The organism is Sphingobacterium sp. UGAL515B_05 (assembly GCF_033097525.1).
In the GTDB taxonomy this organism is placed as follows: domain Bacteria; phylum Bacteroidota; class Bacteroidia; order Sphingobacteriales; family Sphingobacteriaceae; genus Sphingobacterium.
The window spans coordinates 283,568-296,624 of record NZ_CP109907.1 but is presented as its reverse complement, the minus strand read 5'-3'; the positions used below and the strand labels follow the sequence as shown (position 1 = coordinate 296,624).

Sequence of the window (13,057 nt, the reverse complement as noted above, 5' to 3'; positions counted from 1 at the left end):
AATCTGCTGATGCGGTTATCTGGTATGTTATAATCGATTTAGAGAGTATCATTATTTGTTAGTGAATTGCGCTAGATATTCAGTAAATGATTACATTTTTTAAGTTTCCAAGTAAATAAAGTTATAAATTTGCTTTAGAAAAAAAAAGGCCATAAAAACCACTGCATTTTTTATTATGAGGTATCATTAACTGGGAAGAATGAATTCAGACAAAAAAATATGAAGGCATTTTATTGTATACTAGCTTTATTAGTTATTGGATGTAATGATCCAAATAGATGTGAAACAACTAAACAATATGCTGAAAGTTTCGAGGCTAATGTTGTTCTTTTAAAAGAACCTAAGATCAAGTATCAGGATTTTATCCTTATTGGTGTTGATCCTAGTACAAAAAGAGATACTGTACAATCGCTGCCAGGTAGGTGGTTTTACCATGTTATACCTTTTTGTGATATAGGTGATACCATTGTTAAACGGAAAGGCATTCCCATAATTGAAGTCCATAAAACAAAAAAGATGTTCGATACTACTCGGATTGACATAGAGTTAAATTGTATTGATTATTTCATAAACGGAAAAACGATAGAGCAGTGGAATGAATATGAAGAAAGTTATGGTAATAAGCTGAATAGATCGTATAACTCCCGTTGAAGCTAATTTTAGAGGTGCATTGATTTGTAGCGAAGATCTTTTGATGGAGCTATCAAAAGACTTGATCTCTTATCCCTATGGGTCGTATAAGGAAGAGGGCTTGTTCTATTCGAATATTGATATTTCACATCGTGAATCTGAATATCGATTTATTAAGTACGGATGAAAAGCTGCTGCGCAAAGTTGTCTCTGAAAGCAAGTCGGATTCTTTTCTATTAAAGCCCTATAGAGGAACTTCCTTATAGGATCTGCCCGAACTATTGAAAAATATTAATGAGTACGATGGACAGCTTATGGAAATAGCATGGATAAGTAAGTGCCGCAATTTATTTTAGACCAAGTCAATTTTAAATATGGAAAGTCAGCACAATAAACATCGTAAGAAATAAACTTCCGTAACATAGCATTATGAAAATATTTCTACTTTTAAATATTGCCTTATTAGGTGTTTTATCTTCATGTCAATCTGTTGAAAAATGCGAAGATTCAATATGTTTAAAAACAGCGATTAGAAAAACGGGGAATGATTATCTTGTACGGTTGGAGTTCAAATCAAAAATGGATACAATATTAAAATTAGATCAGCGAATGTTTGCAACTGGCTGTCCTGATTATTGGGAAGACGCGACCGTATTTTATAAAACGAAGAATCCAAGTGCGCTAAAACATAACCAAATTATTGTTGAAAATACAGACAATAAAATCAGGTTATTGTCAGGACAGTTTTTTCCAGAAGGAATGGATGTACCGGCTATACTGCCAAACTGCGCATTTTTAGAGGAATTCAAATTGGAATTGAAAAAGGACAGTATTATTTCATATCGATTTACTGTGGGAAGGGATGAATTGAGAGTTTCGACCGCAGATAGGAAGGTGAAATTGCACCTATATCTAAAAAATAAGGGAAATGGGAGAATTATAACGTCAAGCAATTGGATCGAAATAGATTCTTATCGTTCTGAATAAATATACAGGTAACGCGATGAACAAGGTTTACTAAATAAAGATCTTATGAACAATGAAGAATTAATTTCGTCAACTATTTTTTGGAAAAAACATCCAGAAATTGGGTATTACTATTACAATGAAGAATACGACAAGCTCATTCTATTGCGGATGAATAATTTTCCTGAAGAGCCACTTTTTACACTAATCAATGGGCTTGACATCACAGACCTGGAAGATAAACCGATTGGATGGAATTTGGAAAGGCATTAATCCAAGCATAATTATGGAAAGTTAGGACAATAAACATCGTAAGAAATAAACTTCCGTAACATAGCATTATGAAAATATGTTTAAAAATGGGCAATCTGAAATGAAAAAAACGAAACAGATTCTACATTGGTTGTTCGCCAGCATAATAAGTTGCCTGCTGCTTATATCAAGCTGCAATGGACCTGTGGTTGAAAATAAAAAGATAGACAGCGCATCTAGGACAGACAGTGCTTATATAAAAGTTATCTTTGAAAATGGACTTATCCAAGATGATAAATTTAGTTTTTCAACATTTCAACAAAATATATTTGATTACGATGCTGTTGCAAAGGCCCATGATAAACTGTTAGATAGTGCCGAATGGAACAAGTTGTATAAAACGATAGTAAATAAATATCGAACTCAGGGAGATACTGTTAACCGCGAAGACAATAAAATGTACCCTTATGGAGACTATAAAATTTACCTGATTACTTCTAAAGACGATATCTTATTGATTAATAATGATAACGATATTTTTTATAAGAGCGAAAACGGCATCGTTAAGTTTCGGGATAAGGATTTTGGGGATAAAATCAGGTCGCTGATTGACTATTACAATTATTTTGAGAAGGTCGACCGGATCTATTTATCTGGAAATTCAGCATTTTTGGATAAACATAAATATAAGGCCATAAAAAATTCATCAGATCCCCCAAAAACTTATTGTGAAGTCGATGTAAAATATGAGTAAGTGCTCATAAAACTTTAACATCTTATAATACTTTATGTTAACTTGTGGTGATTATTTAATGATTTTTTATCTATTATCCATAGTTACCGGGAAGACGTCAATTCGGATTAATTTACTACGGCTAAAAAAGTGATAAAAAATATGTAAAATTATAGATAATTATAATTTTACGTTAACTATATGAAAAGGGCTTACGGCGGTTCAGAGCGATCTGTGGCGTTAACGCGAAATATTATGGATAGTAAATGGATCAACTTTCTGGAACGCCATTTAGGTAAGCATGAAATAGCTATTCTGTCGGATGATATGGAGATTGAGGGTGATTTAGGTATTTCTGGAGAGGATGGCTATGAATTTTTCGAAGACTTTTGTACAACGTTTAATATTGAGACCAATGGTAACAAAGCGGATGATTTTTTTCATCCAGAGCCGTCTTTTGATATTTTTAACTTCTTGTTTTTGAAAAGGGACGTGGGGCAGAAGAAAAAGCTTACCATAGGAATGCTTAAGAGTATAATTGTACAGGGATCTTTTTAAGTATTTTAAGGAAGACTGCTCGTATTCTTCGAATATTGATATTTCACCGTGCGAACTGCAGTTCGTTTTAAAAGTATTTGATTATTCGCATATCGACCTATTAGGCATGGATAAAAAGCTGCTGGTGCAATTTCGGGACGCTAGATATCTTTAGATAGTGGTAAAAAAGGTGACAAGACAGATGGAGTTTGGTTGACAGTTTATAAAAAGTAAGAAGCTTATGAAATTTAAAGTTCGGTTTACTTCTCCTTATCAAGTTGTCGATGTATATGATGATAACCTTGATGTCAATATTATTTTGGAGAATGATGAGGTTTATTTTGGAACATTGTTTACGTTGACTAATATCGATAAACTGATGGAGAAAAATCGTGAAATTTATTTTTGGTCTACAGATATGCTTATTGTAAAAGAGCTCTCTTATCAAGGGATTCATGCAGCGCTCCAGGCTGTATTAAATGAGGGCTATTTTAACTCAGTTTTCAATAAGATAGGTGTGGTCAAGGATATTTATTCGCATTTGGAGTGGAAAGATTTTTCGGATGTAGCATCGGAGATAAAGGAGCAATGTTAAAGTAAAGCCTAATCTGGGATTGCGGTACAAACATACAGGTAACGCGATGAACAAGGTTTACTTTTAATTTGAAGTATCATTAACAGAGAAATATGATTTTAAAGAAAGTATTATGGAAACTGATGATTATTGGTTTTTTGAGTTTAACAATAGGTTGTCGTCAAGATTCTTTTCGGAGGGTTACAGCGACCGATCTTAATAGATATGAAAATAATAACCACGTTGTTTGGACTAATGCTGATAGCTCGCTAACATTAATCCCCATGATTAATAATGGCCCGTTTTTACAAGATTATAATATATTGTTGGTATTGAGGTATTCCACGGGAAAGGATGCGGTATATTATCTTTTGAAAGATACCGATAACGGTAACTATATTGTTCAAAATAATAAATTGTACATATACGATAGAGCGATCGGAATGCCGGGCGGGAAGAAAGGATGGTATTGCACAACAAAAGATCATAGTAGAATAATTGATAGTGTGTTTGTTACTGGGGATAGCATTTTGCCAGACTGCCCAAATCTTAAATATTTCGATAAAATTGCAAAGGAAAAACCCTATGGAATTTATAAGATAGACCAGGATACTTTAAAGGTCATTGCAAAGAATAAACAGGATGAAAAGAAGTATTTAGAAAACAGTCAGGCCCCTGGTTTCTACTACTTTTCAGCTCCAGGATTGGGACTCGAACGGGTATATGATCTATTGTCGATAGAAGAAAAGTTAAAGAAGACTGGTACTTCAACGCTAGAGCCAACATATTATTTCTAAATGATACGATAGAAATTTCCGACTATGCTAAGAAAGAGACACAAAGCCTCCATGCGAAGGTGCTCTTTTAAATCTTGGAAAAGTATATTGAAAGCCGCTTAAGTTTATTAGAATTTAAAGAAGAAGAACGTACTTTGTCAAGTGGTAAAAAAGATGCTGAAATTGGATTTTGTGTTTTTTTAGTCATTTTAATTGGCCGTTCACCCATTGAACAAACCGTGAGAAATCCTGTATTTGAGAAATACTATAAAAGTCTAAGTAAATCGCAGGTCTATGTAAAAAGAACAATTGCTCTTTTCACTTTAATCGCGAGTTTCTTTTTTATGATAATTGGCTCAATTATGATAGCGAGAATAAAATTTTGAAGATAAAAATTTACAGCACTAAGGCGTCTATTTACTTCAATTTAATTGATGATATAGTTCCTGGGGGTGACAGACTGGGTATGAAAAGAACGACATTTAGTCAATCGGTTTTGACAAGGTTTGATTGCAATTGATAAATTAACAACAGGTTTTAGATTACTTGAATTGATGACGAAAAAGAAATTTCTAAACGAACTTCTTTTAGCCCAAAAATTATCTTTTGGGCTAACTATAAGATTTAATCATTCATCTCATCATAATAGACATCCGTCTTGCTCAGGATCTGCTGTACCTGTTCGTACTGTTTTTTGCTAAGCCCCGTATCGTTCAAAAAGAAGAGACCGCTCCATTTTATTTTTTTGACAGAAGCCAAAAACGGTTCCCATTGCAGGGGATTGTTTGTAAATGGTACAAACACCAGTTTGGGATTATTGTACAATGCGGCGGGGAAACTTGTAAATTGATTGAAAGAAAAATTGGCCTTTTCTAGTTTTTTTAATGCAGCAATAGATTTTGGCAGTGTCGATAGCCCCGCATGTTCTACGCCGAGTTCTTTTAATTCGGGCAACTGCTCAAATAGATCGGGCAGATCTGTCAGCTTGGTCTCACCTTTGTAATTGCCCGAAAGGTATAGGAATGACAGCTTGTTCAAACTAAAAATTTCTTTGGGAAAAGTGCTGAACAGATTCCCGTTGAGCCCGAGCTGTTTTAAGTTTTTGAGTTGTGCAAAGGTTGAAGGCAAACCCGTCAAGGGATTATTGCAGTCAAATTCTTCCAACGCTGTCAGATTGGAAATGCTTGCGGGAAGTATACTGAGATTATTTCTGCTTAACGCGATCTTTTTAAGTTTAGGATGGGCGGCTGTGATTTCAGGAAATGTGCTGATGTCTAGATTGCTAATTTCCAGTGACTCCATTTGATTGCCTTCGTCCATAATCTTTTGCAGGATTTCGCTGCTGAGCTTCTTTCCGGAGATGGAAGAACCCAGGGATAAGGTTTTTACCTGAGCTAGGTCTGTGCTTACTAATTCCTCCAGTTTCTCCAGATTCAGTTCTTGCCCATCCGTCTTTTTGATGCGCACCTGATCTGCTGCTCGCATGGGCATGGATATCATAACAGGCATGCTTTCCGAAGTACCTGCCTGTTCGATCACTTTTGGTGGCTCGGGGATGGGTTTCACCACGGGTGGCGGGCCCTGTTTTTTCTTTTTCTTCTGCGCCGAGACGCTTAACGTAAGTATGGATAGACTGAATACGATAATATATTTTTTCATGTGTGTGCTTTGTCTTTTGTCGTTGAAGCAAAGATGCACATTTTAAGACTGCTCTTTTCTGTGGATTTATATCCGATCGCTTTGGCTTACGATTCGTTGCACCTGGATGAATAATGGTTTGAGGTTCTTTGTTAATCGTAAAAGCTCCCTGATAATTTAATGATCAGGGAGCTTATTGTTAAAGGGAGTAAGACGATTGGTGAAATAGGCGCTGGGCTATTTCGTTTCGATCTTGTATACGTAAATCGGGATTTCTGGGTCTTTGACAGTGGGTAAAGACAGCTGTAGCGCATCTCTCCCTTGTGTCCATTTGACCTTTGAGGAACTGCCCAGAAGCGCTAAACTTTTGATCTCGAGGCTACTTTTTGCAAGCTCCGGGACGTCGATCGTAGCGGTTGAAGGACTACGCACAAAAAGATAAACATTTTTCCCTTTCTGCGTAAAGCGGTAGTCTGACACGATTTCTTTCGACGTTGCATCATTCACAGCATCTTTCATACTGGCTTTATCCTTTTCGGTTACTTTGTTGTCCGACGGCAAGGTATGCAGCGCTTGTTTGGCTCTGTTCCAGACCGTCGTACCGTAAATCGCTTCACCATTGGTCTTCATCCAGTGTCCAATGATGCGAAGATTTTCCTGACTTTCAACTGGCCAGGTGCCATCACCTTTGGGGCCGACATTGAGCAGCAGGTTGCCCCCCTTGCTCACGACTTCAATAAGGTTGCGAACCAGCAGCTCGGGGCTTTTCCATTTTGTGTCATGTCTATTGTAACCCCAGTTTTCACTCATCGTGATGCAGGCTTCCCAGTTCTTCCGGGCAGTAGAAACAAGCGACTGCTCAACAACAGCATAATCGCCAAGCCCATTGCCTATCCGGCTGTTGATGATACAGTCGGGCTGGATGGAATGGATCAGATCTTTGATTTCCTGACTTTGTTTTTTGGTGATCAGCTCGGGAGTATCAAACCAGATAATACCGATAGGACCATACTGTGTCAGCAATTCGCGCAGTTGCGGTTTGACCTTGTTTTCGACGTATTTGTTGAGGTCTTTGGCATCTTCGTCGGGATAGTCCCAGGTATTGCTGCGCCCGGCTTTGGTAGGCCAGTTGGTGGGCACATCGGGGTTCTCCCAGTCGCGCCCGAGGGAATAATAGAAGCAGAGCTTGAGACCATATTTCTTACAGGCTGCAGCAAGCTCCTTCATCGGATCTTTTGCCCAAGGGGTACTCTTGACGATATTATAGTCGCTGACGGCCGAATTGTACATCGCAAACCCATCATGGTGCTTGGCCGTGATCACCAGGTATTTCATGCCGGCATCGTGGGCCATCTGTGCCCAGTGGTTGGCATCGAAGCCTGTTGGATTAAACTGATCGGCGATCTTTGCATAGGTCTTGACGGGTATGCGTTCGTAAAGCATAAAATGCTCACCGCCTTTGGTGGGATGTCCATTCCAGTCGCCCGCGGTCTGGGAATAGAGCCCCCAGTGCAGAAACAAACCGAATTTACTGTCGGTAAACCAAGGAGCGGGCTGGCTCATGGCCTGCCCGCTAATTAGCATAAGGGTACTTATGAGGATCTTTTGGACAATCCCTTTAAGCTGATTTTGTCGTTTGTTCATTGGCCTTTTTTACCATTTTGGATTTTGCCCTAAGGCTGGATTTTTTGATAATACATTGATCGGAAGTGGCATGAGGTAATATTTGTCTTCGTCGAACACGCGATTAACAAAATCTGAACCTGCATATACGTCGATGTATTTCTTGCCACCTACGTCGACGGTTTTGACACTGCTCGATACTTTGGCAAAGCGTGGACTGTTGCGGTCGCTGTCTTCAAATCGGATACCCAGTACTTTTTTTGCCAGATAGGAACCCTTTTTCCAGCGCATGAGATCCTGAAAACGGGTCTGCTCATAGCAAAGCTCGATCCGGCGCTCCCTACGGATCTCCACCAAATTGGATGAGATGCCCTCGCCAGCGTATTTCGGGTCCATTGGTGGATTAAGCTGCAGCTTTGGCATTCCGGCTCTGTCGCGCAGCAGATTGATGGAGCGATCGAGGTCTGTTTGCGATAAGCTTCCCAGCTCAGCCTTTGCTTCGGCGTAATTCAGTAGAATCTCTGCATACCTGAAAATAGGGGCGTCGGTATCTGAATTGGTTGCCAGCTGCCGTTGGTCATAATCGAAATATTTGATCAGGTGATAACCTGTTGCACTGATGTCGCCCCCCATACCCAATAGCCGTGGATAGCCCACATTGGAACGGAATATCGCCTGCTCTTCGCGGGGGTCGAGGACGATCTGTGCAAGGCGCGCATCGCGGTTGTTAAATACGTTTTCGATAGTCGCATCGTTGTATATGCTGCTTAAGCCGATGGGTTTTGCGCTGCCATCGGATTCGATGCAAAGGAAGTCCTCAACAAAATCACGTGTAGGGCCCGCATTCAGTGTCTGTACATAACCGCTCATATTGTGGGTCAAAATACCTTTGACATAATTACGGGCCATAATGATTTCGGGATTGCTTGCCAGCTCCGAATTGATAAAGAGCGAACGGTAATCTGATTTTGGTTTACCTGTGTTGTAGATTTTGTAAACATTGCTTGCCATCAACTTCTCGGAGGCATCGAGTGATTCGCGGAGGTAGTTTTCGGCATCACCCAGCCCATGGTATTTGCGATAGGTCCCTTCGTAAAGTGCCAGTCTCGACTTGAGGGCCAATGCGGTATACTTGGTAATGCGGCCGGCACCATTCGTCCAGCTTGTCGGTAGATATTCAATAGCCAGATTGATATCACGCAAGACAGAATCCATCACCTGCTTGCGGGGTGTACGTTTGTCGAAAAGCTGTGGTGAATCGGTATTCAGCGGTGTGGAGACATAAGGTACGTCGCCATAGTTTTGTACTTTATCGAGATAGAACCAAGCGCGGAAAAAGAGGGCCTCGCCGGCGTATTGATTTTTAATCGATTCGGCAATAGGCACATGTTGATAGTTGGCTAGCATGACATTACAAACGCGTAGAAATGGCCACAACCAGCCACCTTGGCCCGCATCACTCGGGACCGTCTGCTGACCTGCCGCACGACGGATAAATGTCTCGTGTTCGGAAGCGCGCGAACCATGGTTGTCCGTCTGTGACTCAATCGGCACAACCGCATGTGTTGCACTGCCAAAGGCAGTATTGGTGAAACCGAGGAAAAACATATAGTCGGCATTGTTTCCCGCCTGATTATAGATGCCATTGGCATAGGCTTTCAGGTCATCTTCGGAATTCCAATAAAGGCCATCATTTAAATCTGTTGTCGGTAGCCGATCCAAAAAACTGTCGTTGCAGGACTGGAAGGCGATGGCTAGGGAGAAAAGGATAGGAATAGAATATTTTTTCATTGCTGTAGGTTTAATACGTTAAAGTGATTCCAAATGAATAGGTCCTTGAGAACGGATAGATCATGGCCCCGCCGCCAGCAGCTGCCTCAGGGTCATAACTTCCTTTGATCGGTGAAAAGAAAAATAGATTTTCGCCGCTGAGGAATACCTGCGCATTGGATAGTTTTAATTTACGTAAGATATTCGGCTGGAAGGAATAGCCCAGCGTCACATTTTTGAGGCGCAGGTAAGATGCATCTTGCAGGTATTTGGTCTGCGTCTGCTGATTTTTTGTACTGCGCGCTACTGCCCGTGGGAAGTATGCATCGGTATTGGTCGGTGACCAGGTATCGTCTATCCACCATTGTTGCGTAGCGAAGTACTGGGTCGCTACAGGCCAGAATGCCTGTCCTGACGGCCAGAAATCACGTTTGCCAACACCCTGAATAAAGAGGTCTAGAGAGAAATTTGCATAGTTGATGCCACCATTAAAACCGTAGGTGTAACGCGGTGTGGTATTTCCGATGATTGAACGGTCGCCTGGATTGTCCACGGTATTGTCGCCCGGAGAAATTTCATTTTTACCGTTCTTCAGTACATTGTCGCGTTCGAGGTATTTGATATCACCAGCTGCCCAGTTGCTTCCGAGGCGAGATTGATCGGAATGGTTGGCCACGTCATCGGCATCGACAAAAAAGCCTTCCGTAGTATAGCCCCATATTTCGCCTATTTTCTGGCCCACATAGTAGTTGGTCAGTGAACGGGTAGGATTGTCAAATTTGGTAATTTCGGCCTGTGAATCGCCGAGGTTGAACCCCAGGGAATAAGAGAGCTTTTCGTTGACTTTGTCCTTCCAGCTCAGTGATAGTTCCCAGCCTTTAGTGCGGAGCTCGGCTTTATTTTCTACCGGAGAGGTCGCTCCCAGCAGTTCAGGATAGACAACACTGGTGAGCATATCGGAGGTCGTACGGCGATACCAGTCGAAAGAGGCGTCGAGTTTATTGTTGAAAAAGGCAAGATCGGCTCCTAAGTTGAATGTGGCCACCTTCTCCCAGGTCAGACTATTAGAAACCAGTGTCGGTGGATTGACGATCACCTGCGTCTGATTGCCGAAAATATAGTTACTGGAGATACCTGCTGACATAAAAGGCACAAAGGGGTAATAGCGGGTATTACCCGACCAGCTGTTCGAGGTGAGGAGCTGATTGCCCAGTTCACCATAGGAGCCGCGTAGTTTTAGATTCGAGAGGGTTTTGCGTGACCAGCGCATAAAATTCTCCTCAGAGATGCGCCATCCGGCCGAAACCGAAGGCAGGAAGACGAAGCGGTTGTCTTTCGGGAAACGCGAGGTACCATCATAACGGCCATTGACCTCAAGCAGGTATTTGTCGTCATAGATATAATTTAAACGGAAGAATCCTCCGCGTAAAGCCCATTCATAACCCGTCTGCTCGACACGCTGTTCGCCAGAACCCAGTGTGAGGGTTGGTTGCTCCTGATTGAGGATACCAAGGCGTGTTCCTTTGTTGGAACCATATTTGGTCAGTTCCTGATTATACCCCACCATTCCCTTGAAATAATGTTTGGCCAACGTTTTCTCATACTGTGTATAGGCATTGAATGAGTAGTAATCTCTGCGATTGTCTTCGACACTGTAGGAGTTGTTGGTTGAATTTCCTTCCGTCGGAACAAAATTGGATTTGATCATATCCACTTTCTTGCGCTGGGAGGTGTTTTTGTCGATATTCAGGTTGTAATTGAAATCGACATGCCCTGTCCAGCCTGGCATGAATTTGAGGTCGGCATTGAAAGAGGTCCAGATATCTTCATTCATGGAATGGTTGCGTCCACCTTTTTCCAACAGTGGGATAGGGTTTTGATCGTCGAAATACATGCCATTGTATTTGTCATATTGCGGATAGGCGGGATCGCCGTTCCACTGATAAGGACGTACCGGACTGGTAAACACAAACTGGTGCCAGATAGAGTTACCATAATTGTAAGGTTCGTCGTTGTCCGTATGATTATAGAGGGCACGCAAACCCAATTTTAGCCAATCTGTGGTCTGATTTTCGACACTCAGGCGCGTATTGAGACGCTTAAATTGATCGCTGTTGATTTTGAGTAAGCCTGTCTGGTTGTTGTAGCCGACAGAGCTGAAGAATTTCGTTTTCTCGGTTCCACCGGAGAGGGAGATATTGTGTCTTTGGGAGAAAGCGAAGTCTTTCATCAGCATCTTTTGCCAGTCGTTATAGCCGTAAAAGCGGTAACTGCCGCCAACGATTTCATAAACCGGATTATTGGCTGGATCTTCCGTCCAGGACTTCATCCCGGCGACTGTGGCATCATCGTACATCGGTGCGAGACCCGCGTTGAGCATGGCCTGATTGATATATTCAGCATGCTCGTAATTCTTCTTGACAATCTCCGGAAAAATGCTGGGTTGCGAGAAACCGAAATTATTGTTGTAAGATACCGTTGTCTTATCCACATTGGCTGCGCTTTTGGTGGTGATCAGGATGACACCGAAGGCACCACGCACACCGTATATCGCGGCCGAGGAGGCGTCTTTGAGAACCGTAACATTGGCGATGTCATTTGGATTGACCAGGTTCATATTCATCTCCACACCATCCACCAGTACAAGTGGACCACCACCATTGATCGAGGTGGTACCACGGATATTGATACCCGGATTGCTTGCAGGGTTACCACTGGAAGGAGTAATGGTCAAGTTAGGGATAGCTCCCTGAAGACCTTGGGCTACATTGTTGATCGGTCTGTTTTTTAATAAATCACCGCTGACATTGTCTACGGCACCCGTTAGGTTGATACGCTTTTGTGTACCATAACCGACAACAACGGCTTCTTCCAGTGCGCTGTCATTTTCTTGCAGTGAGATTGTCAGTGCGTTTGCATTGGCACTGTTAAAACGGACTGTCTGCTGTTTGAAAGACAGGTGCGAAATAGTCAGGCTTCCTTCTGACTGTGTTGATTTAAGGGTAAAGTTACCCTTAGCATCCGACGATGTACGGCTATTGCTGCCGTTTAGTCTGATCGTCGCATTTTCAATAGGAGCGCCGTCTTTGGTAGCAAGCAAACGGCCACTGATGGTATATTGTTGCTGTGCCTGTTGTTCAATTTTGGTCGAACTTGGCAGGACGATAATGTGCTGCTTGTGAATTTCAAACGTCATTGGCAATTCGTCCGAAAGCTCTTTGAGCACATTCTCCAGCTTTTGGTTGTTTGCATGCACTGTGACCATGTTTAGGCCATTAAATAGGCTTTCATCATAAAAGAAATGATAACCGGTCTGTTTCTTGATTTCCTGAAAGACGGTTTTGAGGTTTCCTTTATTGATATTCAAGGTGACCTGCTGGGCTTCGGTTTTACCATATACTCCATAGGTAAATAGTAAACCCAGAAATAAGCTTGCTTTCATTTTTTTCGTGATAAGAGGCGAAAAACTCGGTTCGATCATTCTGTTCCCGAATAGGTAATTTTTACATTTGATAAAGTAATTCATATTTTTCAGCAAAAGGGTTAGTTTTTTAGGTT

12 protein-coding genes are annotated in these 13,057 nt (G+C 41.5%); 8 read left to right on the top strand and 4 right to left on the bottom strand.

Translation table 11 applies throughout. The features are described from left to right. Positions 1-219: 219 nt before the first annotated feature. From OK025_RS01130 to OK025_RS01095, 8 genes are all read left to right on the top strand, one after another. Complete coding sequence (locus tag OK025_RS01130; protein WP_317667975.1) at positions 220-651, top strand: hypothetical protein; 432 nt, start codon at positions 220-222, stop codon at positions 649-651. Between the two features lie 558 nt (positions 652-1,209). Beyond that, complete coding sequence (locus OK025_RS01125; RefSeq protein ID WP_317667974.1) at positions 1,210-1,617, top strand: hypothetical protein; 408 nt, start codon at positions 1,210-1,212, stop codon at positions 1,615-1,617. Between the two features lie 45 nt (positions 1,618-1,662). After that, on the top strand, positions 1,663-1,869 hold the full coding sequence (locus tag OK025_RS01120; RefSeq protein ID WP_317667973.1) for a hypothetical protein: 207 nt from the start codon (positions 1,663-1,665) through the stop codon (positions 1,867-1,869). 100 nt (positions 1,870-1,969) lie between these two features. Next, positions 1,970-2,602: a hypothetical protein gene (locus OK025_RS01115; RefSeq protein WP_317667972.1), complete on the top strand. Its 633-nt coding sequence runs from the start codon at positions 1,970-1,972 to the stop codon at positions 2,600-2,602. 180 nt (positions 2,603-2,782) lie between these two features. Beyond that, positions 2,783-3,139 (top strand): DUF1493 family protein, encoded by a 357-nt coding sequence (locus OK025_RS01110; protein ID WP_317667971.1) that lies wholly within the window; start codon positions 2,783-2,785, stop codon positions 3,137-3,139. A 220-nt stretch (positions 3,140-3,359) separates the two neighbouring features. Then, on the top strand, positions 3,360-3,713 hold the full coding sequence (locus OK025_RS01105; RefSeq protein ID WP_317667970.1) for a hypothetical protein: 354 nt from the start codon (positions 3,360-3,362) through the stop codon (positions 3,711-3,713). A gap of 263 nt (positions 3,714-3,976) precedes the next feature. Continuing rightward, positions 3,977-4,489, top strand: a complete 513-nt coding sequence (locus OK025_RS01100) for a hypothetical protein (RefSeq protein ID WP_317667969.1) — start codon at positions 3,977-3,979, stop codon at positions 4,487-4,489. A gap of 74 nt (positions 4,490-4,563) precedes the next feature. Further along, the gene (locus tag OK025_RS01095) at positions 4,564-4,854 is read left to right on the top strand and encodes a hypothetical protein (protein WP_317667968.1); all 291 of its coding nucleotides are present in this window, start codon (positions 4,564-4,566) and stop codon (positions 4,852-4,854) included. A gap of 238 nt (positions 4,855-5,092) precedes the next feature. Here the strand turns inward: OK025_RS01095 and OK025_RS01090 are convergent, their stop codons facing one another. From OK025_RS01090 to OK025_RS01075, 4 genes are all read right to left on the bottom strand, one after another. Beyond that, positions 5,093-6,127, bottom strand: coding sequence for a hypothetical protein (locus tag OK025_RS01090; protein ID WP_317667967.1), 1,035 nt, complete (start codon positions 6,125-6,127; stop codon positions 5,093-5,095). Positions 6,128-6,343: 216 nt separating this feature from the next. Then, a complete protein-coding gene (locus tag OK025_RS01085; protein WP_317669748.1) occupies positions 6,344-7,669 on the bottom strand; it encodes an alpha-L-fucosidase in 1,326 nt (441 codons plus the stop codon). Between the two features lie 90 nt (positions 7,670-7,759). After that, positions 7,760-9,520, bottom strand: a complete 1,761-nt coding sequence (locus OK025_RS01080) for a RagB/SusD family nutrient uptake outer membrane protein (RefSeq protein WP_317667966.1) — start codon at positions 9,518-9,520, stop codon at positions 7,760-7,762. 10 nt (positions 9,521-9,530) lie between these two features. Continuing rightward, entirely contained in the window at positions 9,531-12,941 is a 3,411-nt protein-coding gene (locus tag OK025_RS01075) for a TonB-dependent receptor (RefSeq protein ID WP_317667965.1), read from the bottom strand. Between the last annotated feature and the right edge of the window lie 116 nt (positions 12,942-13,057).

Excerpts from the sequence above, each read along its gene's own strand:
- OK025_RS01130 (WP_317667975.1), top strand. The coding sequence starts at position 220 with ATGAAGGCATTTTATTGTATACTAGCTTTATTAGTTATTGGATGTAAT.
- OK025_RS01125 (WP_317667974.1), top strand. The coding sequence starts at position 1,210 with ATGGATACAATATTAAAATTAGATCAGCGAATGTTTGCAACTGGCTGT.
- OK025_RS01120 (WP_317667973.1), top strand. The coding sequence starts at position 1,663 with ATGAACAATGAAGAATTAATTTCGTCAACTATTTTTTGGAAAAAACAT.
- OK025_RS01115 (WP_317667972.1), top strand. The coding sequence starts at position 1,970 with ATGAAAAAAACGAAACAGATTCTACATTGGTTGTTCGCCAGCATAATA.
- OK025_RS01110 (WP_317667971.1), top strand. The coding sequence starts at position 2,783 with ATGAAAAGGGCTTACGGCGGTTCAGAGCGATCTGTGGCGTTAACGCGA.
- OK025_RS01105 (WP_317667970.1), top strand. The coding sequence starts at position 3,360 with ATGAAATTTAAAGTTCGGTTTACTTCTCCTTATCAAGTTGTCGATGTA.
- OK025_RS01100 (WP_317667969.1), top strand. The coding sequence starts at position 3,977 with ATGATTAATAATGGCCCGTTTTTACAAGATTATAATATATTGTTGGTA.
- OK025_RS01090 (WP_317667967.1), bottom strand. The coding sequence starts at position 6,127 with ATGAAAAAATATATTATCGTATTCAGTCTATCCATACTTACGTTAAGC.
- OK025_RS01085 (WP_317669748.1), bottom strand. The coding sequence starts at position 7,669 with ATGAGCCAGCCCGCTCCTTGGTTTACCGACAGTAAATTCGGTTTGTTT.
- OK025_RS01080 (WP_317667966.1), bottom strand. The coding sequence starts at position 9,520 with ATGAAAAAATATTCTATTCCTATCCTTTTCTCCCTAGCCATCGCCTTC.
- OK025_RS01075 (WP_317667965.1), bottom strand. The coding sequence starts at position 12,941 with ATGAAAGCAAGCTTATTTCTGGGTTTACTATTTACCTATGGAGTATAT.